We start from the raw sequence: 21,168 nt of genomic DNA on the forward strand, positions 1-21,168 counted from the left end.
TGTCGCCTCTAAGGGAGTGACCGGATCACATCCATCACGTCAGGCTCGGCCTTGTCGCCATTGAAGGCATCGACAATGCCGAAGGCACCGCCATAGCTCCACACCGACCATGAGAAGCCGTGCGCCTCGGCGCGCGCGATCATGTCCTTGACATAGGCGGCGCGGTATTCGGCCGGCATCACATAGGCATTGCCATATTCCTGGCGGATCATGCCGAACTCGCCCAGCGTGATGTTTTCCGGCTTGATGCCATTGGCCTTCGCCCATGCCTCGACCTTGTTGAACGGCGCCTCCATCAGGCCAAGCAGCTTGCTGGGACTGTCCATGCTGGCGACCTGTTCGTCGAGATAGGCCAGCAGGCCGCTCTGCCGCGTCCATGGCGCCTCGGCCTTGATCCGGGCGCGGATGGTGTCGAGTGTCACGTCGAGCTGCGCCTTCGGCACTGATGTCAGCGGATAGGGCAGGCCGGTCACGTAGGGAATAAAATCGCCGGCCCAGGTCGCGCCCTGGTGGGTGAGCAGGAACGGATCGTAGGAATGGAAGGTCCAGATGACGTTGTCGTCGGGGATCGCCTTCGGATCGATCTTCTGCAGGGACGAGGCGGCGGAATAGCAGGCGCCGGTCAGCACCAGCGTCAGCTTCGTCGCCGACGATCGCGCCGCGGCGAACAATTTGCGCTGGCGGTCCGGCCACAGGCTGGTGCCGTCGCTGTCGCAATCGACGATCGGTTCGTTCATCAGTTCGAACGCGACTTGTTTGGGGTCCTCGCCGGCCAGGGTACGGGCCATCGTGCGCACCATGTCGACGTAGCGGTTGAAGGTCTGCCGATCGTCCATCACCTCAGCCATGCCGATCTTGCGGCTGCCGCCGGCCGGGATCAGGTGCATGTCGACGATCACCTTCAGGCCGGCGCGGTTGATCATGCGCACTGAATCCAGCACGCTGGCATAGAGGTCGTCGCGCAGGGCCTCGGTCTGGTCGGACAGGAAAGGCGAGGGGTCGACCGGCATGCGCAGGAAATCGAAACCCGCTTCCTTGAGCGCTCTGAGATCGTCATCCTTGAGGAATTTGCGCCATTCCGGATAGGGCAGGATGGCGTTGCGATCACCCCACTGATCCTCACCGGGCCAGGTGACCCACTGGTCAAGATTGAGGCCGCGCTTCATTGTAAAAGTCGCTGCCTGGCCGGGCAGCGCCAAAGCCACCAGCACCAACAGCGCCGCCATCAAGCTCTTGATCATCGCCGTCAACAGTGCCATCCGATGCTTTGTCGCGCGGGGAACAGGTGCCTCTTCAGGACTTAAAAAGGAAGCGCAATGGGCGATCATGGTGAATCGGCGACGTTGCTGGCCGGGCTTTCCGGCGCGCTGACGGCGTTCGGGCACCGGCTGATGGCGCGGGTCTATTATGCCGACACCGATTTCTCCGGCGTCGTCTACCACGCGCGCTATCTCGAATTCCTCGAGCGCGGTCGCTCCGATTATCTCAGGCTCACCGGCGTACATCACACGGAACTCGCCGACGGCAAGCATGGCGAGAAGATCGTGTGGGTGGTGCGCCGCATGGAGATCGATTTCCGCAGCCCTGCCCGCATCGACGACATCCTGACCGTCGACACCCGCACCGACAGCATTTCCGGCGCGCGCATTTTCATGGCCCAGCAGCTCAAACGCGGCGACGAGGTGCTGGTCGAGGCCAAGGTCGAAGCGGCGATCATCGGCGAGAATGGCCGGCCGAGGCGTTTTCCCAGGGAATGGGTCGCGGCATTCATGCCCAAGTCTGGTGCTTCGGCTGATTGAACGGATTTGCCCGACAGCGGAGCTCGCGCGCATCCGGGAATAGTATGACAGTGTCATACATTGTGCTATAAGGGGTAGGACAAGGAAGACATCGCCATGAGAACCAGCAAACCCATAAGCGTGACGCTTGGACGCCAGCAAAGCAGCCTGGATGCCCGCCTGGCGTCCGGAGCGTACGATTCCGCGAGCGAGGTCATGCGTGCCGCGCTTCGCGCTCTTGACCGCGAGGAGCAGGTCATCGCCGCCATCATGCGAGCCAAGGTGCAGGAAGCTCTAGACGATGCGCGCCCGGATATCCCGGCCGAGGACGTGTTCAAGGCATTGCGCGAGCACCATGCAGACCGCATGAAGGTCGCCAAGCGTGACACATAAGGTCGTTTTCAGACCTTCGGCGCGGTCCGACCTCTTTGCCATCTACAATTACATCGAACAGGAAAGCGGTGCCGCGCGTGCCGGCACCTATATCGACCGCATCGAGGCGGCGTGCATGGCGCTATCGACGTTCCCGGAACGCGGCTCCGTTCGCGACGCCGTCGGCCCCGGAGTCCGCGTCGTTGGCTTTGAACGTCGTGCGTCGATCCTGTTCCGGGTCGACGCAGAGCAGGTGCTCATCCTGCGTGTCCTCTATGGCGGGCAGGACTACCCTCACCACGTGGACGAGACGGACTCCTAGCCTGCGGAAGCGCGTCGGTCCCGCCACCAGGCGCGGCAATGCGCCGCGCCTTATTTACTAACTCATCCTTAACCATAACGGTTCATGAAGAGATTGGTGAAGATTGACGCCATCCAGCGCCTTCCTTTCACCAATATTTGCCCCGAAAAGGCCGCTAACGGCACGGTTGGGGGCGTCCGGTAGCTTCGTGCGAACCGACCACAAGGGATGCCAGGGGCCAGCCGCCAGCTTCGCCCGGAAAATCTTAAGGACGTAACGATGGAAAATATCGCACTCGCCGAACCGGGCGCGCAATTGTCGATTTGGGCGCTGTTCATGCAGGCCAGTTGGGTGGTCAAGCTGGTCATGATCGGGCTGCTCTGCGCCTCGGTGTGGACCTGGGCGATCATCATCGACAAGCTGGTCGCCTATGGCCGCATGCGGCTGGCGCTGAACCGCTTCGAGCAGGTCTTCTGGTCCGGACAGTCGCTGGAAGAGCTCTACCGCACGCTCGCCGACCGCAAAACCTCAGGCATGGGCGCCATTTTCGTCGCCGCCATGCGTGAGTGGAAGAAGAGTTTTGAGAAGGGCGCCAAGACGCCGCTCGGGCTGCAGACCCGCATCGACAAGGCGATGGACCTGGCGCTGACCCGCGAGATGGAGAAGCTGGAGGGGCGTCTCGGTTTCCTCGCCACCACCGGTTCGGCGGCCCCCTTCATCGGCCTGTTCGGCACGGTCATCGGTATCATGACCTCGTTCCAGGCCATTGCCGGCTCCAAGAACACCAGTCTCGCGGTGGTTGCGCCCGGTATCGCCGAGGCGTTGCTGGCGACGGCCATCGGCCTGCTCGCCGCCATCCCGGCGGTCATCGCCTACAACAAGCTGTCATCGGATGCGAGCAAGATCGCTGTGCGCATGGAAGGGTTCTCCGACGAGTTCTCCGCCATACTCTCGCGCCAAATCGATGAAAAAGTCGCGCCGAAGGCCTGAGGAGTAGCTGATGGGTATGTCCGTAGGCATGGTGGGACGCGGCGGGCGCGGCCACAGGCGGCGCGGCCGTCACCATGCGCTGATGTCCGAAATCAACGTCACGCCGATGGTCGACGTGATGCTGGTGCTGCTGATCATCTTCATGGTCGCGGCACCGATGTTGACGGTCGGCGTGCCGATCGACCTGCCGGACACGCAGGCCAAGGCGATGAACGCCGACACGCAGCCGATCACCGTCTCGATCGATGCCACGGGCAAGATCTTCCTGCAGGAAACCGAGATCCCGATCGAGGAGCTGGTGGCCAAGCTGCAGGCGATCTCGAAGACCGGCTACGAGGAGCGCATCTTCATCCGTGGTGACAAGTCCACCGACTACGGCACGGCGATGAAGGTGATGGCCCGCATTTCGGCCGCTGGCTACAAGAACATCGGCCTGGTTTCGCTGCAGGAACAGGATCAATAGACGCGAGATGAAGACCGGCCTCACCACATCGGTGATACTGCATACGGCGGTGCTGGCCTTCGGCCTGTTCACCCTGTCGGCGCCGGCCGCGCTTCCGTCCGCCGATGTCGAGTCCGTCGCGGTCGACATCGTGCCGATGGAAGCCATTGCGCAGACGCTGCAGGGCGACAAGAAGGCCGTGATGCATGAGAAGCCGGCGCCGCTGCCGACGCAGCGTCCGGATATCGTGCCGGCTTCGCAGAAGGTTGGCGAGAACAGCGTCGATACCGACAAGCCGATAACGCCGGAGGCTAAGCCGAAACCGGTCGACACGACCTCGGCCCCGCCGCCAGCGCCGACTCCCAAAGAAAAGCCGAAGACCGAGGACGTGCCTAAGCCGCAGGAAAAGCCCAAACCCATTCCGGCGACGGAAGTGGCGCCTGCGCCGACGCCCAAGGAAGAGGTCAAGCCCGAGCCGGTCAAGCAGACCGAGCCCAAGCCGACGCCGGCCAAGCCGGCGCCGACCCCGCCGCCGCAGGACAAGACCGCCGCGATCGATCCGACGCCCGAGGTCAAGCCGGATGCTGTCGCCGAGGCCATAGCCAAGGATCCGCCGACCGAAGAGACGCAGTTGCCGAGCTCGGCGCCCGCACCGGAAGCGCGGCCGAAGCCGCAGCCGGCACAGGCGGAAAGCGCCAAGGCGCCGGAACGCAAGGACGCCGACAAGCCGGTCAAGGAAGCGTCGTCGAAGCCGAAGTCCGACGACAAGCAGTTCAACGCCGCCGAGATTTCCGCTCTTCTCGACAAGCAGAAGCCGTCGGGCGGTGGCGCCAAACGCTCGACCCAGCAGGCGTCGCTCGGCGGTGACAAGGATCAGGGCCAGAAGCTTTCGAAGTCGGAGCAGGGCGCCCTGGAAAGCCAGTTGGGCGGTTGCTGGACCTTGCCGGTCGGGCTGGAAGGTTCAGAGAATTTCGTCGTCGTCGTGCGCTTCAACCTGGACAACTCCGGCAAGCTCGACGGACGCCCGTCCGTCGAAAAGTCGAGCGGCAACCGGCAGTTCGATGAAAGCGCGGTTCGCGCGGTTCAGAAATGCGACGTGGCCGGCCTGCAGGTTCCTGCCGGCAAGCAGGACATCTGGAACGACATCCGGGTCACTTTCGATCCAAGGGAGATGCTCGGCCTTTAGGCCTGGCGTCCACCAATCAAAGAAGAGAAGCGAGAAGATATGAGATCTTTCCTCAAGCCGCTCCTGACGATTGCAGCCATGGCGCTGGGCATGACGGCCGTAGTCCCCATGCCGGCATGGGCGCTCGTCGAGCTCAACGTCAACAAGGGCAATGTCGAGCCGCTGCCGATCGCCATCACGGATTTCCAGGGTGGCGATGCGCTCGGCGCGCAGATATCCCAGATCGTCACGGCTGACCTCAAGCGCTCCGGTCTGTTCGCGCCGATCGACAAGAGCGCCTTCATCGAAAAGATAACGAACCCGGACGCCGCCCCTCGCTTCGACGACTGGAAGGTGATCAACGCGCAGGCGCTGGTCACCGGCAGCGTCAGCAAGGAGGCCGATGGGCGCATCCGCGCGCAGTATCGGCTTTGGGATACGTTTGCCGGCCAGCAGATGGCCGGCGAGCAGTTCTTCGCCAACGACGCCAACCAGCGCCGTGTCGCCCACATCATCGCCGACGCCATCTATGAGCGGCTGACCGGCGAGAAGGGCTATTTCGACACGCGCGTGGTGTTCATCGACGAGTCCGGCGCCAAGAACGCGCGCAAGAAGCGCCTTGCCATCATGGACCAGGACGGCGCCAACGTCCGCTATCTCTCGGATGGCCGTTCGATCGTGCTGACGCCGCGTTTCTCGCCGAACCGGCAGGAAATCACCTACATGTCGTATGAAAGCGGCCAGCCGCGGGTCTATCTCCTGCAGATCGAGACCGGGCAGCGCGAACTGGTGGGCAATTTCCCCGGGATGACGTTTGCGCCGCGCTTCTCGCCCGACGGCCAGAAGGTGATTATGAGCCTGCTGCGCGACGACGGCAATTCCAACATCTTCGCTATGGATTTGCGCAGCCGCTCGACGACGCGGCTGACCAACTCGACCGCCATCGACACCTCACCCTCCTATTCGCCCGACGGCAGCAAGGTGGTGTTCACCTCCGACCGCGGCGGCCGTGCGCAAATCTATGTCATGGGCGCCGACGGCTCGGGCCAGACCCGCATCTCCTTCGGCGATGGCGTCTATTCGACGCCGGTGTGGTCGCCGCGCGGTGACCTCATCGCCTTCACCAAGCAGACTGGCGGCGAATTCCAGATCGGCGTCATGAAGACCGACGGCTCCGGCGAGCGCATCCTGTCCTCCGGCTTCCAGCAGGAAGGACCGACCTGGGCACCGAATGGCCGCGTCTTGATGTTCTTCCGCGACTCCAATGGCGGCCCAAAGCTGGTTTCGGTCGACCTCACCGGCCGTAACGAGCAGCCAATCCCGACCTCGAATTTCGCGTCCGACCCGGCCTGGTCGCCGCTTCTTGAATAGGAATTGAAGAACTGACGAGCTGAGGAACTGAGGAATGGAGAAGCCGGGGCGCTTCGTCGAGCGTGCGCGAGACTTAGAAGTCTACAAGCGCGCTTACTCAGCTTCTCTCGAGGTGCATCAAGCCACTCTTGGTTTTCCGAAAATTGAGTAGTATGCACTGGCTGATCAGTTGCGCCGCTGGAGTAAAGCGATCTGCGCCAATCTGGCTGAAGGATTTGCCAAACAGAGCCACTCCAAAGCCGAATTTGCTCGTTTCGTTTCGATGGCGATCGGGTCATGCAGCGAAGTGGAGACGTGGATATCCTACGCGTTCGATCTTCAATACATCACGCCGTCCCAACTCGACGCTTGGCGACAATCCTATGCCCAAATCCATGGGATGCTCGTGAGCCTTAGAGAGAGGCTGACCTGAACCCTTTCTTCAATTCCTCAGTTCTTCAGTTCCTCAATTCCTCTTTCTTTCATGTTTTGGCCGCATTTCCGCCTAGGGTCCGCGCCAACTGTGGCTTCATGCCAAACGGCTGCGGACGGGCAGCTAAACCAAATTTTAACCGTGTTTCTTGAATGCCGGTTAACCCAAACGTGGTTACTGGGTGATCAACGAAATCACTCGAATACGATCACTCGAAATACGAAGGAGAGGCGGCATGGGCCGTATCGCAGCACTTACCAGAAACCCGGTCATGATCGCGCTGGTGGCGATGCTCGCCATCGCCGGTTGCGCCTCGAAGAAGACACCGAACAATGCCGCTGACCTTGGCCTCAATGGCGCGGGTGCTGCAACGCCCGGTTCGGCGCAGGACTTCACCGTCAATATCGGCGACCGCATCTTCTTCGACACGGACTCGACCTCGATCCGGGCTGACGCACAGCAGACGCTTTCGCGTCAGGCGCAGTGGCTGAACCAGTACAAGCAGTATGCCATCGTCGTTGAAGGTCATGCCGACGAGCGCGGCACGCGCGAATACAATCTGGCGCTCGGTGCCCGCCGTGCAGCCGCCACCCGCGACTTCCTGGTCTCCAAGGGCGTCGCCTCCAGCCGCCTGAAGACCATTTCCTACGGCAAGGAACGTCCGGTCGCTGTCTGCGACGACATCTCCTGCTGGTCGCAGAACCGCCGCGCCGTCACCACGCTCAGCGGCGCCGGTTCCTAATCGGCAAAAATACAACACAGCTTCGCGAAAGGCGGCCTCCGGGCCGCCTTTTTCATATCCGGATGCTCGAACAAAATTTGGCCGAAGTCTCGCGCCCTGCTATGAGCCGAGGGCGCTTGGCTGGTCCTACTCTGGTTGGAAGGCGCGAAACAGACCAACGACACACGGCGAGAGGCACATGCATTTGAGATCGGTTCTGAGCGGCACGCTTGCGCTGCTGCTCCTTTCAGGCGTCACAGCCCTGGGGGCTAGCGGCACGGGGCAATCAACCGACAGCGGGTTTTCCTTCCATCTGCCCAGCATCGAATTGCCGAAGCTTTTCGGTGAAAAGAAGAAGCCGGATCAGGTTCAGATGGTGCAGTCCGATCCTACTGCCGTCACCAGCCTGGAAGACCAGCTGCGGCAGATGAACGGCAAGATCGAGGAACTCAATTTCCAGGTCTTGCAGATGCAGGAGCAAATCCGCAAGCAGCAGGAAGACAACGAGTTCCGCTTCCAGCAGCTGGAAGGCGGCTCGCAGGGCGGACAGACACCGGCGGCACCGAAGAAGAAGTCCGACGCAACCACCGACACCAACACAGACGTGGCTGCGGCCCCGGCAACCCAGGCGCCGGCCGATGCCGGCGCCGCGCCCGGCAGCGATCAGTCGACGGGCGGCAAGACGGTCGAGGATGTTATCGTCGAATCACCCGAAGGCGATCCTGGCAAGGTGATCCCCGGCACGGGAGCACCGGAAAAGACCTTTGGTTCGATCACCGTCGACAAGAACGGCAATGTGATCGATGCCGGCGGTAACACCCAGTCAACCGCGCCGACGCAAGACGCGGCCCCGGCCACCAAGGCACCGGCCAAGGCCGGCAAGTCCGAGGGCACGGTCGTCGCGGCGCTGCCTTCCACCAAGGACCCGGAAGAACTCTACCGCAATTCCTATCAGTTCATCCTGTCGGGCGATTACAGCACCGCCGAACAGGGTTTCCGCGATCATATCTCCCGCTTCCCCAAGGATGCCAAGACGGCGGACGCGCATTACTGGCTGGGTGAATCGCTGCTTGGCCAGCAGAAATACCGCGACGCGGCCGAAGTCTTCCTCGCCGCCAGCAAGGACTACCCGAAGGCCAAGAAGGCGCCCGACATGCTTTTGAAGCTCGGCGTGTCGCTGGTCGGTCTCAAGCAGCACGACGTCGCCTGCGCCACCTTCAGCGAAGTCGGCAAGCGCTACCCCGATATTTCCAATGCGCTCAAGGAACGCGTCAAGCAGGAGAAGGCCCTGGCTGCGTGCTGATCTTTCTCCCGCATGTCTTATTCCCAAAACCGGGACCACTTTTGGTCGACATGCGTTGATGCTCGAAACCGAGCCTGATCTTTCGACCAGACTTTTTTCGCATATCGATTTTACCCACGGCGCCGTTGCGGCCGTGTCCGGCGGCAGCGACTCGACCGCCCTGCTTCTTCTTCTCAAACAGCATCTCGACCGAACCGCGCCGTCCGCGAAGCTGCTGGCTGCGACGGTCGACCATGGCCTTAGGCACGGTTCGGCAGCCGAAGCGCATGCCGTGGCGCAGCTCTGCGCGGAACGGGGCATTGCCCACCGCACCCTGGTCTGGGCCGGAAGCAAACCATCGACCGGTCTGCCGGCGGCGGCGCGGGAAGCGCGCTACCGTCTGCTGGCCGAGGCGGCGCGCGCGGAAGGCATCGGCCTGATCGCGACCGGCCATACCGCCGACGACCAGGCCGAGACGGTGCTGATGCGGCAGGCGCGGGATGAGGGCCGAGAGTTTGCCGACATGGCAGGCCGCGGGATTGCCGGCATGGCGCCGGCCACCCTCTATGACTGGCGCGAGTGGATCGTCCGCCCGCTTCTGGGCACACGGCGCTCGGCGCTTCGCGATTTCTTGCGGCGCGAGCATGTCGGCTGGGTCGATGATCCGACCAATATAGACGAGGCCTTCGAGCGGCCGCGCGTGCGCGCCGCTCTGGCCGGCGAAACTGTCGGGCGCATCGAGGATGTGCTGCTGCTCGCCGGGCAGGCCGCCGTCGAACGCAAGCAGCTTGGCGCCGGCGCCGCCGATCTGATCCATGGCTTCGCCAGCCAGCCGGGCACGGGCCTCATTCGCCTCGATCCCGCTCTGCTGACCGTGGACGACAATCGGGCGGCCATCTACGCGTTGCGTATCCTGCTGGCCACCGCTGGGGGCGTTGCCTTTCTGCCGGACCAGGCGCGCAGCGAGGCGCTGTTCGGCCGGCTGAAGGCCGGATTTCTTTGCGCCACATTGTCGCGGACCGTGGTCGATTTCCGGCGAACCGGCCTCTTCCTGCGCCGCGAGGCGAGGGGTTTGCCGCAGGCAGCCATGGTCGCCGGCAACACCGTCTGGGACGGCCGCCGCCACATCACATTGAACGACAGGTCAGGCGCATTGTTGATCGCCCCGTTGGGTGCGGCAGCAGCGAAGCGGCTTGCGATCGATGATGGAGCAGCGCCGGCAAGCCTGATGCGCGCCGCACTGGCTGCGGAACCGACATTGCGGCAAACCCTTGAAAACCCTGCTTTGCAGCGGGGCGAACCGGGTTCGCCAGGGTTCGCGGTACAGCCGGTCGTGTCGCCTTTTTCCCGCTTCCTGCCGTCCTTCGATCTGGCGCCGGCGCGGGCCGTCGCCGGGTTGATCGGCGCGTCACCGCTTCCCGCTCTGCCATTGCGCGGCCATAGTGCCGATTGATGGTTGGTCGAAAGCTTAACCCAGACGTGCTGTTCTGCTTGGCAAGGGGAGGCGCTCTCCCTATGTTAGGCCCAAGTTTCCTCTCATGATGCTGTCCGTGTGCGGACGCCAACGGGACAATTGATGAATCCGAACTATCGCAACCTCGCGCTCTGGGCGATCATAGCGGTCCTGCTCATCGCGCTTTTCAATCTGTTCCAGACGCCGCAGACGCGCGGGGCTTCGAGCGATGTGCCTTATTCGCAGTTCCTGCAGGATGTCGCGGCCGGCCGGGTCAAGACGGTGACCATTGCTGGCGCCCGCATCACCGGCACCTACACCGACAATTCCACAAGCTTCCAGACCTATTCGCCCGGCGATCCCCAGCTGGTCTCGCGGCTGCAGGACAAGAACGTCACCATCAACGCGCGGCCTGAAACCGACGGTTCCAATTCGCTCTTCGGCTATCTGATCTCGTGGCTGCCGATGATCCTCATCCTCGGCGTCTGGATATTCTTCATGCGCCAGATGCAGTCCGGATCCGGGCGTGCCATGGGTTTTGGCAAGTCGAAGGCCAAGCTTCTGACGGAGGCGCATGGCCGCGTCACCTTCCAGGATGTCGCCGGCGTCGACGAGGCCAAGGAAGATTTGGAAGAGATCGTCGAGTTCCTGCGCGATCCGCAGAAGTTCCAGCGCCTCGGCGGCAAGATTCCGCGCGGCGTGCTTTTGGTCGGCCCTCCCGGCACCGGCAAGACGCTGCTGGCCCGCTCGGTTGCCGGCGAAGCCAACGTGCCGTTCTTCACCATTTCCGGTTCGGACTTCGTCGAGATGTTCGTCGGCGTCGGCGCATCCCGCGTGCGTGACATGTTCGACCAGGCCAAGAAGAACGCGCCCTGCATCATCTTCATCGACGAAATCGACGCCGTCGGCCGCCATCGCGGCGCCGGCCTCGGCGGCGGCAATGACGAGCGCGAGCAGACGCTGAATCAGCTGCTGGTCGAGATGGATGGTTTCGAATCCAACGAAAGCATCATCCTGATCGCGGCCACCAACCGCCCCGACGTGCTCGATCCCGCGCTGCTCAGGCCGGGCCGTTTCGACCGCCAGGTGGTGGTGCCGAACCCCGACATCGTCGGCCGCGAGAAGATCCTCAAGGTGCATGTGCGCAACGTGCCGCTGGCGCCCAATGTCGACCTCAAGGTCGTCGCGCGCGGCACGCCGGGCTTCTCCGGTGCCGACTTGATGAACCTGGTCAACGAATCCGCGCTGATGGCGGCGCGGCGCAACAAGCGCCTCGTCACCATGGCCGAGTTCGAGGACGCCAAGGACAAGATCATGATGGGCGCCGAGCGGCGCTCGTCGGCCATGACACAGGCCGAGAAGGAGCTGACCGCCTATCACGAGTCCGGCCACGCCATTCTGGCGCTCAACGTGCCGTCGGCCGATCCGCTGCACAAGGCCACCATCATCCCGCGTGGCCGGGCGCTCGGCATGGTCATGCAGTTGCCGGAAGGCGACCGCTATTCGATGAGCTACAAATACATGATCTCGCGCCTCGCCATCATGATGGGCGGCCGCGTGGCCGAGGAGTTCAAGTTCGGCAAGGAGAACATCACCTCGGGCGCGTCCTCCGACATCGAGCAGGCGACCAAGCTGGCGCGCGCCATGGTTACGCGCTGGGGCTTCTCCGACAAGCTCGGCCATGTCGCCTATGGCGACAACCAGGAAGAGGTGTTCCTCGGCCATTCGGTGGCGCGTACGCAGAACATTTCGGAAGAAACCGCGCAGATCATCGACGCCGAAGTGCGCCGCCTGATCGACGAGGCCTATTCGACGGCGAAGTCCATCCTGACCAAGAAGAAGAAGGAATGGATCGCGCTGGCAGAGGGGCTGCTCGAATACGAGACGCTGTCCGGCGACGAGATCAAGCAACTGATCGCCGGCGAGAAGCCCGCGCGCGACCTCGGCGACGACACGCCGCCCAGCCGTGGCTCGGCCGTTCCGAAGTCCGGCGGCCGCCGCAAGAAAGGCCCCGAGCCTGAAGGCGGCATGGAGCCACAGCCGTCGAGCTAGACCAGGGCGGTTGACCGTTTCACCGAACGCAGAAGCGCTCTTACCATTTCGTTTGACGCTATTCCCGACGGGATTCAGGCGAGGCGCTTCAAGTCTTTGTTTTTATGCATGTCGTTGTACCCAAAACTGAACCACTTTTGGGCGACATTGCCTCAGGAGACGCGCCGGACGTACGTTGGAGCGTCATCCTCGGGCTTGTCCCGAGGACCTGCCAACGCAACCGAGTTGACGGTTGCCAACTCATACCGGGGCCCAGATGTCGCCCGACAGCAGATCCTCGGGACAAGCCCGAGGATGATGGCTCAACGTCTGCAGGAAAAACGGTGAATTGTTTATCTGCTGTATTCGATTTTTATGATTCAGCTTTCAGCCGCGCATTGCACAGGCTGTAATAACCGCCGCCCTTCTGGATCCAGCGAAGGCCGTTCAACGTACCCGCCTCCTTGTTGCCGTGGTAACCCTGCAGGCAGGTCTTCATCCGCGCCTTCGCGGGCTTTTCGGTCTTGAACTCGGCGGCGAGGGTGGTCGGGAATGTCACGCCCGCCGGCGCTACAGTGGGGGCGACCGCCGCGTCGGTTTCCTTTTTCGGCTGCGACGCGGTTTTGACGGTATCCGAGCTGACACTCTCCGCAGCGGACGTCGCGCATTTCTCCTTGCGGAAAGCGGCCCAGTCCATGCCGTTCAGAGTGCCGCCTTCCTTGGCTGTCCGATAAGTCTCGCCGCATTCCTTCATCGTCAGTGCGCTTGCAGGGGCGACGCCCCACGCAACCAATGCCGTCACAGCCAATACCGCCAATTTCAAACTGGACATAAGACCCTCCTGGTTGATAACGAGTTCGATGCCTTTCTGTATACTGTTTGTTCCGTATATGTTCAATCGGAATCTTTGCGAGCTACTTGTAAAGCCTGCCGGTGGGAAGTGTGGGCGGGTTGATGATGCCGATCGCTCCCGACAGATGCAGATGCGAGCGGAACCGCAAGCGTCTTCGCGCGCAACAAACGCGCAACAAAAAGGCCCGCGCATCTCACGATGCGCGGGCCTTCTTCTTCAAATAACTAGGCGATCAGCCCTTCAGCTTGGCATTGCACAGGCTGTAGAAGCCGCCGCCTTTCTGGATCCACTTCAGGCCACCAAGCGCGTTGGCGTCCTTGAGGACATAGTACTGGTCGAGGCAGGTGTGCATACGGCCCTTTCCGGGGCTCTCGCTGGCATATTTTGGCGAGATCGCGGACGGGAAGGTGACGCCCTTGGGCGCAACCGTCGTCGGCTTTGCCGGCTCCTTGGTGTAATTTGCCTCGCTTGGAGCAGGCACGCTGTCGTCATCCGAGGCAGCGGCGCCGCATTCGGCCTTGCGGAAGTCGTTCCACTTCTGGCCCTTCAGCGTGTTGGCCGTCTTGGCAGCCTGGTACTTGGCGCTGCACTCGGCCATCGTCAGGCCCTTGCCGGCGGCGGGAGCCGCGGCAGCCTTGGTGGTTGCCGGCTTGGTGGTGTCAGCGGCGGCGGCAGATGCGCCGGCGGCGCATTCAGCCTTGCGGAAGTCGTTCCACTTCATGCCGTTCAGCGTGCCGGCGGCCTTAGCCGCCTGGTACTTGGCGCTGCATTCCTTGGCCGTCAGGCCCTTGGCCGTGCTGTCAGCCGCAGCGGCAGCTGGCTTGGTGGTCTTGGCCGGCTTGGTTTCAGCAGCCTTCTTCGTGTCGGCCGGCTTGGTGTCCGTGGTGGCGGCGGCATCGGTGCCGCACTGTGCCTTGCGGAACTGGTTCCAGGTCTGTCCGGCAAGTGTCCCCGCATCCTTGGCGGCGTTATATTTCGTGCTGCATTCGGCCATCGTCAACGCGTTGGCTGGCGCAGCCAGGAACAACGTCGCTACGGCAAGGCCGGTCAAAGTGGCAAGTCGGTGGATGAGCATAGCGTTTCTCCGTTGCAGCAGCCCATTATACGTTCCTGCGAATCAATAACGCTCAACGATCGGTTGCGCCAGATGCTAAGTGAGGTATATATCGCCGGAAGCTCGGTCCTCCCGATAAGGTGATGAAATCATTGTCCCTTACCGGGTTAAAAACAAGATTTTCCGCGTGCATCTGCGCCGAATAGCTCGCAGAACTGGTATATTGCAGTGCCACAGTGCCAGCATGTTGGGTTGCGGCCTTGTTGTGTGCAGCGCACAACAATGATTTTCTAAGGATTGGTAACATATAATCACACAATGTGATCATGGCGCATCGGCCAATTGTGGCATGAGATGCCGGCAAAAGAACCGTCAGGGACTCTAACTAGCATGGCAGGAAATTACTTCGGCACCGACGGCATTCGCGGGCGCGCCAACAAGTTTCCGATGACCGCTGAGATCGCCATGCGCGTCGGCATGGCCGCAGGCCTTTCGTTCCAGCGTGGCAGCCACCGCCATCGTGTCGTTCTCGGCAAGGACACCAGGCTTTCCGGCTACATGATCGAGAATGCGATGGTGGCCGGTCTTTGCGCCGCCGGCATGGACGTGTTCCTGCTCGGCCCGATCCCGACCCCGGCCGTTGCCATGCTGGTGCGTTCATTGCGCGCCGATATCGGCGTCATGATCTCGGCTTCGCACAACCCCTATTACGACAATGGCATCAAGCTGTTCGGGCCGGACGGCTACAAGCTTTCCGACGAGATCGAAGAGCGCATCGAGAGCATGCTCGACAAGGATATCGATCTGGCACTCGCCGATTCCGACGGGCTTGGCCGCGCCAAGCGCGTCGACGGCGTGCATGACCGCTATATCGAATTCGCCAAGCGCACCTTGCCACGCTCTATGTCGCTCTCTGGCCTCAGGATCGTCGTCGATTGCGCCAATGGAGCCGCCTACAAGGTGGCGCCCGAGGCGCTGTGGGAGCTTGGCGCCGAAGTCGTGGCCATCAATGTCGAGCCCAACGGCTTCAACATCAACAAGGAATGCGGGTCGACCCATCCGGCCGGCCTGCAGAAGAAAGTGCACGAAGTGCGCGCCGATATCGGCATTGCGCTCGATGGCGATGCCGACCGCGTCGTCATCGTCGACGAGAATGGCGCGATCGTCGATGGCGACCAGATCATGGCGTTGATCGCCGAGTCCTGGCACCAGAGCGGACGGCTTGCCGGCGGCGGCGTGGTTTCGACGGTCATGTCCAATCTCGGCCTCGAACGCTTCCTTGGCGACATGAAGCTGCAGCTGCACCGCACCAAGGTTGGCGACCGCTACGTCGTGGAGCATATGCGCGCGCATGGGCTCAATGTCGGCGGCGAGCAGTCGGGCCACATCGTGCTGTCGGATTTCTCGACCACCGGCGATGGCCTGGTGTCGGCGCTGCAGGTGCTGGCCTGCATCAAGCGCCAGGGCCGTCCGGTCAGCGAACTGTCGAAGAAGTTCGAACCGGTGCCGCAACTCCTGAAGAATGTCCGCATCGCCGGTGGCAAGCCGCTCGAGGAAGCTCCGGTCAAGGCCGCCATCGAGGATGCCCGCAACCGTCTCGGCAAGGCCGGGCGGCTGGTCATCCGTCCGTCGGGCACCGAGCCGCTGATCCGTGTCATGGCCGAGGGCGACGATCCGCAGCTGGTCGAGGCGGTCGTCAACGACATTGTCGAGGTCATTTCGGAGACCCGCAGCGCCGCCTGATCTCCAGCGCGCCCGCAGGGCGCGCCTCGCCGCTCCGGTTGCATCGAGCCCGCCCTTCCGGCGGGCTTTTTGTTGGCCGGGAGCCGCCCTCGACTTGTCGAAATCATTCCTGGATTCCTCGAATTTTAGAGATTCGTGGTTAATCGACAGGGTTAAACGCCTTTTAACTTTTCCAATTCATTATCCACGCCTGAAAGCCAATCTCATTCGGCCGCGATCGCGTTCCGAGGGTTCCTAGGGGTGACAAGCATGTTCAATACAGCAAGAAAGGCCCTGTTCGCGCTGCTGTTCGCGGGCCTGGCCTGGCCAGTGTTCGCAGCCGACCTGCCTGAGCCGCAGGTCGAAGAAGCGCCGCCGCCGGTCTATGAGCAACCGGTCGATGTCGGCGGCTGGTACATCCGTGGCGACCTCGACTACCACAAGTCGTACGTAAGCGGCATCGACTACATGACCTACACTGTCGATCCCTGTAACTGTTCGGTGACGCCCGGCGGCAAAAGCTTCGACTACGGCAAGCTCAAGGGCGGCTTCTCGCTCGGCGGCGGCGTCGGCTACAAGATCAGTGATCATCTGCGCGCTGACGTGACCGCCGACTACTGGTTCAAGTCGAACTTCAACGGCGGTACTTCGGATCTCGTTTCGACCTCGACCGAAGTGTCGAAGATGAGCGCCTTCCTGCTGCTCGCCAACGCCTATGTCGACATCGGCACCTGGCACGGCATCACGCCCTATGTCGGCGCCGGTATCGGTGGCGCGCACGTCAAGTGGGATACCGTCAGTGACCCGAACACCACCGAGACCAACCCCGGAGCATCCAACTGGCGCTTCGCCTATGCTCTGATGGCCGGTGCCTCCTACTGCCTGACCGATAAGATCATCCTCGACGCTGGCTACCGCTTCTCCCATATCCAGGGCGGCCGCATGTTCGAATGGGATGTGAGCAGCTCCGGCCCGGGCTTCGACCGTGGCATCAACACCCACGAGGTACGCGGTGGCCTGCGCTATCAGTTCGGTGGCAACAATGGGTGCGCGGCACCGGTGGTGGCCTACCAGCCCGAACCTGAGCCGATCTACACCAAGTAAGAACTTTGCAGCCGCAAATGTAAGCGAACCGCCCGGCTTGACCGGGCGGTTTTCGTTTGTGCTGTCGCCAATGAAGTGCCTGGAAACGAAGGCCAATCTCCGGCGCCGTGCATTAGCTGAAATGAATTCGCTAACGCTCTGTTAGCCTTAACTGCGACTTAACCACTATGGTTAACAATGCTCTCTGAAACGACGGCTGCTGCGTTGATTGTGTTGATTGCAGATGTCGCCAAATCCGGGAGTCGGGGACCATGACACTCACATCGCGTATTGTGCTGGCGCTTGCCGGACTCGGCCTCTTGCCGCTGACACCGGCATTCGCCGCCGACTACGATCCGCCGATCTACGCCGATCAGGCGCCCGACTATGTGCCGGTCGAGGTCGGCTCGGGCTGGTATCTGCGCGGCGACGTCTCCTATCTGGTGCAGAAGAGCTTCAAAAATGGGGATTTCACTTTCCCGTCGGCGATCAACAACGAAAGCTTTAGCGAGAGCGACAACGCGGCCTTCGCGAGCATCGGCTTCGGATATCATTTCAACGATTACCTCCGCGCCGATCTCAACTTCGGCTATTTGCCGGGTAACAAGGCCAGCTTCAGCTATGACGATTCAGCCGTCGTTACACTGCCGACATTGCCGACCCAGGGATCGGGATCGCTGAAGAACTATGCCTTCTCGGGGATACTCAATGGCTATGTCGATCTCGGCACATATGTCGGAATCACGCCTTACCTCGGCGCCGGCATCGGTGTCGTCCGCAGCACGCACAAGCTTTCGGCGAGTTACACGGACAACAATGTCCCCGCCAACAGTTTCGAGCTGCAGGACAATAAGACGCAATACTCCTTGGCCTATACGCTGAATGCGGGCCTTGCGTATCAGGTGACGAAGAACGTTTCCGTCGATCTCGGCTATCAGTATTTCTCCGCCCCGGATGCCGAATATGTGACGGCTGAAAGCCTGACCTCCTTTCCGGTCAAGAAGGGAATCAGCAATCACCAGGTCAAGCTCGGGCTGCGCTACGATCTCTGGTAGGCCTGAGGCAAATCGGGACCTTAGCGGCGGATCCCTGCGGTCCGCCGTTTGCGTTTGAAATCACGCGATCCTGATCGCGGACCGCCGGTATCCCGGCAGCGACAGAAACTTTCCTCTTGACGCCCGAGGTTTGAACGCATATCGCCGTCCGTGGGCCACCCCTCCCCAACGAGGGGCCACTATCTGGAAGGATAGACCACGATGACGACGCATACGAAGCCCGGACTCCGTCCGGCAAACCCCAATTTCTCTTCAGGTCCCTGCGCAAAGCGTCCCGGCTGGTCGGTCGAGGCGCTCAAAAATGCTGCGCTCGGCCGTTCCCATCGCGCCAAGATCGGCAAGACCAAGCTCGAACAGGCGATCGAGCTGACGCGCGAAATCCTCCAGGTTCCGGCGGACTACCGCATCGGCATCGTGCCGGCGTCGGACACCGGTGCTGTCGAGATGGCGCTGTGGTCGCTGCTCGGCGAGCGCGGCGTCGACATGGTCGCCTGGGAAAGCTTCGGCTCCGGCTGGGTCACCGACGTGGTCAAGCAGTTGAAGCTGCCCGACGTGCGCAAGCTCGAGGCCGGCTATGGCGACCTGCCGGATCTGGCCAAGATCGACTTCGACCGCGACGTGGTCTTCACCTGGAACGGTACCACGTCGGGCGTGCGCGTGCCGAACGGCGATTTCATTCCTGCCGACCGCAAGGGCCTGACCATCTGCGACGCCACGTCGGCGGCGTTTGCGCAAAGTCTCGATTTCGAAAAGCTCGATGTCGTCACCTTCTCCTGGCAGAAGGTTCTGGGCGGCGAGGGCGCGCATGGGATGCTGATCCTGTCGCCCCGCGCTGTCGCGCGGCTGGAGAGCTACAAACCGGCCTGGCCGCTGCCGAAAATCTTCCGCCTGACCTCGGGTGGCAAGCTGATCGAGGGCATCTTCAAGGGCGAGACCATCAACACGCCGTCGATGCTGTGCGTCGAGGACTATCTCGACGCGCTCCATTGGGCGAAGTCGATCGGCGGCCTCGATGCGTTGATTGCCAGAGCAGATGCCAATGCCGCCGTGCTCGACGGTTTTGTCGACAGATCGTCATGGCTCGGCCACCTCGCCGTCGATCCGGCGACGCGGTCGAACACGTCCGTCTGCCTGTCCTTCACCGATCCCGATGTGGCGGCGCTCGACGCCGACGGGCAGGCGGCTTTCGCCAAGGGGCTGGTCTCGGCACTCGACAAGGAAGGCGTCGCCTATGACATCGGCTCCTACCGCGACGCGCCTCCCGGCCTGCGCATCTGGTGCGGCGCGACGGTCGAAAGGTCAGATCTCGAAGCGCTGCTGCCCTGGCTCGACTGGGCCTTCGCCGCGCAGAAGGCGTCGCTGAAAGCGGCGGCCTGAGACTCTCCGTGGCGGCCTGCGGGCCGCCCATTCCCGGATCAATCCCCTTTTCAAGGAGGCCGCCATGGCGCCCCGCGTTCTCGTCTCTGATAAACTTTCTCCACCGCCGTGCAGATCTTCAAGGATCGCGGCGTCGAGGTCGACTATCTGCCCGACCTCGGCAAGGACAAGGAAAAACTGCTCGAAGTGATCGGTCAGTATGACGGCCTCGCCATCCGCTCGGCGACCAAGGTCACCGAGAAGCTGATTAACGCCGCCCCGAACCTCAAGGTCATCGGCCGCGCCGGCATCGGCGTCGACAATGTCGATATACCGGCGGCGAGCCGCAAGGGCATCATCGTGATGAACACGCCCTTCGGCAATTCGATCACCACGGCCGAACATGCGGTCGCGATGATCTTCGCGCTGGCGAGACAGATCCCGGAGGCCAACGCCTCGACCCATGCCGGCAAGTGGGAGAAGAACCGCTTCATGGGGGTCGAGATCACCGGCAAGACGCTGGGCGTCGTCGGCTGCGGCAATATCGGTTCGATCGTGGCGACGCGCGGCGTCGGCCTGAAGATGCATGTCGTCGCCTTCGACCCGTTCCTGTCGGACAAGCGCGCCGAGGAGCTCGGCGTCGAAAAGGTCGAGCTCGACGAGCTGTTCGCGCGCGCGGATTTCATCACGCTGCACACGCCGCTGACCGACAAGACGCGCAACATCATCGATGCCGCGGCAATCGCCAAGATGAAGAACGGCGTGCGCATCATCAATTGCGCGCGCGGCGGGCTGGTCGTCGAGGCCGATCTGATCGCGGCGCTGAAGAGCGGCAAGGTGGCCGGCGCCGGCATCGACGTGTTCGAGGTCGAACCGGCCGAACAGAACGCGCTGTTCGGCATGGAAAACGTGGTAGCGACGCCGCATCTCGGCGCCTCGACGGCGGAGGCGCAGGAGAATGTGGCGCTGCAGGTCGCCGAGCAGATGGCCGACTATCTGATCAAGGGTGCGGTCTCCAACGCCATCAACATGCCGTCGATCACGGCGGAAGAAGCGCCGCGGCTGAAGCCCTTCGTCAAGCTCGCCGAAGTGCTCGGCGCCTTTGTCGGCCAGGTCACCGAGGATCCGATCAAGGAGGTCGAAATCCTGTTCGACGGTTCGACCGCGACGATGAACACGCGCGCGCTGATCAGTGCCACCCTTGCCGGATTGATCAGGCCGCAGGTCGCCGACGTCAACATGGTGTCGGCGCCGATCATGGTGAAAGAGCGCGGCATCATCGTCGCCGAGGTCAAGCGCGACAAGTCGGGCGTCTTCGACGGCTACATCAAGCTCACCGTCAAGACCGAGCACATGACGCGGTCGATCGCCGGCACCTGCTTCTCGGACGGCAAGCCGCGCTTCATCCAGATCAAGGGCATCAACCTCGACGCCGAGGTCGGCCAGCACATGCTCTACACCACCAATGCCGACGCGCCCGGTATCATCGGTCTGCTCGGCACGGTGTGCGGCGAGAACGGCGTCAACATCGCCAACTTCCAGCTTGGCCGCAATCGGCCGGGCGGCGACGCCATCGCGCTGCTCTATCTCGATGCGCCGTTCCCGGAAAAGGTGCTGGAGCAGGTGCGGGCGCACAAGTCGATCGACTCGGCCAAGCGGCTGCAGTTCGACGTCGGCGGGATCTGATCCCGGCCGTTTGTGAAGATCAGAAGGCGCGGCCTATGTCG

The 21,168-nt window shown here is 62.3% G+C and carries 19 protein-coding genes and 1 pseudogene; 17 read left to right on the plus strand and 3 right to left on the minus strand.

The window, feature by feature from the left end; all coding sequences use genetic code 11:
• Nucleotides 1-8: 8 nt before the first annotated feature.
• A complete protein-coding gene (locus AC0V8S_RS07390) occupies nucleotides 9-1,259 on the minus strand; it encodes a glycoside hydrolase family 5 protein (RefSeq protein WP_475437299.1) in 1,251 nt (416 codons plus the stop codon).
• Nucleotides 1,260-1,316: 57 nt separating this feature from the next.
• Here AC0V8S_RS07390 and ybgC point away from each other — a divergent pair, with 57 nt between their 5' ends.
• The 12 genes from ybgC to ftsH all read left to right on the plus strand — a co-directional run bounded on the left by ybgC (nucleotide 1,317) and on the right by ftsH (nucleotide 12,339).
• Nucleotides 1,317-1,799 carry a tol-pal system-associated acyl-CoA thioesterase gene (ybgC, locus tag AC0V8S_RS07395; protein WP_475437300.1) on the plus strand — a complete coding sequence of 161 codons (483 nt, stop codon included), beginning with the start codon at nucleotides 1,317-1,319 and terminating at the stop codon, nucleotides 1,797-1,799.
• A 96-nt stretch (nucleotides 1,800-1,895) separates the two neighbouring features.
• Nucleotides 1,896-2,171, plus strand: a complete 276-nt coding sequence (locus AC0V8S_RS07400) for a type II toxin-antitoxin system ParD family antitoxin (protein WP_475437301.1) — start codon at nucleotides 1,896-1,898, stop codon at nucleotides 2,169-2,171.
• A complete protein-coding gene (locus tag AC0V8S_RS07405; RefSeq protein WP_475437302.1) occupies nucleotides 2,161-2,472 on the plus strand; it encodes a type II toxin-antitoxin system RelE/ParE family toxin in 312 nt (103 codons plus the stop codon). The genes AC0V8S_RS07400 and AC0V8S_RS07405 overlap by 11 nt, the downstream gene beginning before the upstream one ends.
• A 258-nt stretch (nucleotides 2,473-2,730) precedes the next feature.
• Complete coding sequence (tolQ, locus tag AC0V8S_RS07410) at nucleotides 2,731-3,441, plus strand: protein TolQ (protein ID WP_023766137.1); 711 nt, start codon at nucleotides 2,731-2,733, stop codon at nucleotides 3,439-3,441.
• 10 nt (nucleotides 3,442-3,451) lie between these two features.
• Complete coding sequence (gene tolR, locus AC0V8S_RS07415; protein WP_183463941.1) at nucleotides 3,452-3,904, plus strand: protein TolR; 453 nt, start codon at nucleotides 3,452-3,454, stop codon at nucleotides 3,902-3,904.
• 7 nt (nucleotides 3,905-3,911) lie between these two features.
• Entirely contained in the window at nucleotides 3,912-5,069 is a 1,158-nt protein-coding gene (gene tolA / locus AC0V8S_RS07420) for a cell envelope integrity protein TolA (protein WP_183463939.1), read from the plus strand.
• 39 nt (nucleotides 5,070-5,108) lie between these two features.
• Nucleotides 5,109-6,419, plus strand: a complete 1,311-nt coding sequence (gene tolB / locus AC0V8S_RS07425; protein ID WP_183463937.1) for a Tol-Pal system beta propeller repeat protein TolB — start codon at nucleotides 5,109-5,111, stop codon at nucleotides 6,417-6,419.
• A gap of 169 nt (nucleotides 6,420-6,588) precedes the next feature.
• Nucleotides 6,589-6,831, plus strand: coding sequence for a four helix bundle protein (locus tag AC0V8S_RS07430; RefSeq protein WP_475437303.1), 243 nt, complete (start codon nucleotides 6,589-6,591; stop codon nucleotides 6,829-6,831).
• A gap of 235 nt (nucleotides 6,832-7,066) precedes the next feature.
• Nucleotides 7,067-7,573: a peptidoglycan-associated lipoprotein Pal gene (gene pal, locus AC0V8S_RS07435; protein ID WP_183463933.1), complete on the plus strand. Its 507-nt coding sequence runs from the start codon at nucleotides 7,067-7,069 to the stop codon at nucleotides 7,571-7,573.
• 178 nt (nucleotides 7,574-7,751) lie between these two features.
• Nucleotides 7,752-8,855 (plus strand): tol-pal system protein YbgF, encoded by a 1,104-nt coding sequence (ybgF, locus tag AC0V8S_RS07440; RefSeq protein WP_475437304.1) that lies wholly within the window; start codon nucleotides 7,752-7,754, stop codon nucleotides 8,853-8,855.
• Nucleotides 8,856-8,913: 58 nt separating this feature from the next.
• Entirely contained in the window at nucleotides 8,914-10,287 is a 1,374-nt protein-coding gene (tilS, locus tag AC0V8S_RS07445) for a tRNA lysidine(34) synthetase TilS (RefSeq protein ID WP_475437305.1), read from the plus strand.
• A 123-nt stretch (nucleotides 10,288-10,410) separates the two neighbouring features.
• A complete protein-coding gene (gene ftsH, locus AC0V8S_RS07450) occupies nucleotides 10,411-12,339 on the plus strand; it encodes an ATP-dependent zinc metalloprotease FtsH (RefSeq protein ID WP_183463920.1) in 1,929 nt (642 codons plus the stop codon).
• A gap of 352 nt (nucleotides 12,340-12,691) precedes the next feature.
• Here ftsH and AC0V8S_RS07455 read toward each other — a convergent pair whose 3' ends face one another.
• Together AC0V8S_RS07455 and AC0V8S_RS07460 are read right to left on the minus strand one after the other, a co-directional pair.
• The gene (locus AC0V8S_RS07455; RefSeq protein ID WP_183463918.1) at nucleotides 12,692-13,150 is read right to left on the minus strand and encodes a hypothetical protein; all 459 of its coding nucleotides are present in this window, start codon (nucleotides 13,148-13,150) and stop codon (nucleotides 12,692-12,694) included.
• A gap of 253 nt (nucleotides 13,151-13,403) precedes the next feature.
• Nucleotides 13,404-14,246 (minus strand): hypothetical protein, encoded by an 843-nt coding sequence (locus tag AC0V8S_RS07460; RefSeq protein WP_475437306.1) that lies wholly within the window; start codon nucleotides 14,244-14,246, stop codon nucleotides 13,404-13,406.
• Between the two features lie 369 nt (nucleotides 14,247-14,615).
• Between AC0V8S_RS07460 and glmM the strand changes: the two genes are divergently transcribed.
• From glmM to serA, 5 genes and pseudogenes are all read left to right on the plus strand, one after another.
• Nucleotides 14,616-15,968, plus strand: coding sequence for a phosphoglucosamine mutase (gene glmM, locus AC0V8S_RS07465; protein WP_183463914.1), 1,353 nt, complete (start codon nucleotides 14,616-14,618; stop codon nucleotides 15,966-15,968).
• Nucleotides 15,969-16,217: 249 nt separating this feature from the next.
• A complete protein-coding gene (locus AC0V8S_RS07470; protein WP_183463912.1) occupies nucleotides 16,218-17,051 on the plus strand; it encodes an outer membrane protein in 834 nt (277 codons plus the stop codon).
• A gap of 251 nt (nucleotides 17,052-17,302) precedes the next feature.
• Entirely contained in the window at nucleotides 17,303-18,085 is a 783-nt protein-coding gene (locus AC0V8S_RS07475; RefSeq protein ID WP_475437307.1) for an outer membrane protein, read from the plus strand.
• Nucleotides 18,086-18,286: 201 nt separating this feature from the next.
• Nucleotides 18,287-19,462, plus strand: coding sequence for a phosphoserine transaminase (locus tag AC0V8S_RS07480; RefSeq protein WP_475437308.1), 1,176 nt, complete (start codon nucleotides 18,287-18,289; stop codon nucleotides 19,460-19,462).
• A 64-nt stretch (nucleotides 19,463-19,526) separates the two neighbouring features.
• Nucleotides 19,527-21,127 (plus strand): annotated as a pseudogene (serA, locus tag AC0V8S_RS07485) (phosphoglycerate dehydrogenase).
• The last annotated feature ends 41 nt before the right edge of the window (nucleotides 21,128-21,168 follow it).

Source organism: Mesorhizobium oxytropidicola, from assembly GCF_056174625.1.

What these genes read in the sequence shown, in the direction of transcription:
- AC0V8S_RS07390 (WP_475437299.1), bottom strand. Translation starts at nt 1,259, where the DNA reads ATGGCACTGTTGACGGCGATGATCAAGAGCTTGATGGCGGCGCTGTTG.
- ybgC (WP_475437300.1), top strand. Translation starts at nt 1,317, where the DNA reads ATGGGCGATCATGGTGAATCGGCGACGTTGCTGGCCGGGCTTTCCGGC.
- AC0V8S_RS07400 (WP_475437301.1), top strand. Translation starts at nt 1,896, where the DNA reads ATGAGAACCAGCAAACCCATAAGCGTGACGCTTGGACGCCAGCAAAGC.
- tolQ (WP_023766137.1), top strand. Translation starts at nt 2,731, where the DNA reads ATGGAAAATATCGCACTCGCCGAACCGGGCGCGCAATTGTCGATTTGG.
- tolR (WP_183463941.1), top strand. Translation starts at nt 3,452, where the DNA reads ATGGGTATGTCCGTAGGCATGGTGGGACGCGGCGGGCGCGGCCACAGG.
- tolA (WP_183463939.1), top strand. Translation starts at nt 3,912, where the DNA reads ATGAAGACCGGCCTCACCACATCGGTGATACTGCATACGGCGGTGCTG.
- tolB (WP_183463937.1), top strand. Translation starts at nt 5,109, where the DNA reads ATGAGATCTTTCCTCAAGCCGCTCCTGACGATTGCAGCCATGGCGCTG.
- pal (WP_183463933.1), top strand. Translation starts at nt 7,067, where the DNA reads ATGGGCCGTATCGCAGCACTTACCAGAAACCCGGTCATGATCGCGCTG.
- ybgF (WP_475437304.1), top strand. Translation starts at nt 7,752, where the DNA reads ATGCATTTGAGATCGGTTCTGAGCGGCACGCTTGCGCTGCTGCTCCTT.
- tilS (WP_475437305.1), top strand. Translation starts at nt 8,914, where the DNA reads ATGCTCGAAACCGAGCCTGATCTTTCGACCAGACTTTTTTCGCATATC.
- ftsH (WP_183463920.1), top strand. Translation starts at nt 10,411, where the DNA reads ATGAATCCGAACTATCGCAACCTCGCGCTCTGGGCGATCATAGCGGTC.
- AC0V8S_RS07455 (WP_183463918.1), bottom strand. Translation starts at nt 13,150, where the DNA reads ATGTCCAGTTTGAAATTGGCGGTATTGGCTGTGACGGCATTGGTTGCG.
- AC0V8S_RS07460 (WP_475437306.1), bottom strand. Translation starts at nt 14,246, where the DNA reads ATGCTCATCCACCGACTTGCCACTTTGACCGGCCTTGCCGTAGCGACG.
- glmM (WP_183463914.1), top strand. Translation starts at nt 14,616, where the DNA reads ATGGCAGGAAATTACTTCGGCACCGACGGCATTCGCGGGCGCGCCAAC.
- AC0V8S_RS07470 (WP_183463912.1), top strand. Translation starts at nt 16,218, where the DNA reads ATGTTCAATACAGCAAGAAAGGCCCTGTTCGCGCTGCTGTTCGCGGGC.
- AC0V8S_RS07475 (WP_475437307.1), top strand. Translation starts at nt 17,303, where the DNA reads ATGACACTCACATCGCGTATTGTGCTGGCGCTTGCCGGACTCGGCCTC.
- AC0V8S_RS07480 (WP_475437308.1), top strand. Translation starts at nt 18,287, where the DNA reads ATGACGACGCATACGAAGCCCGGACTCCGTCCGGCAAACCCCAATTTC.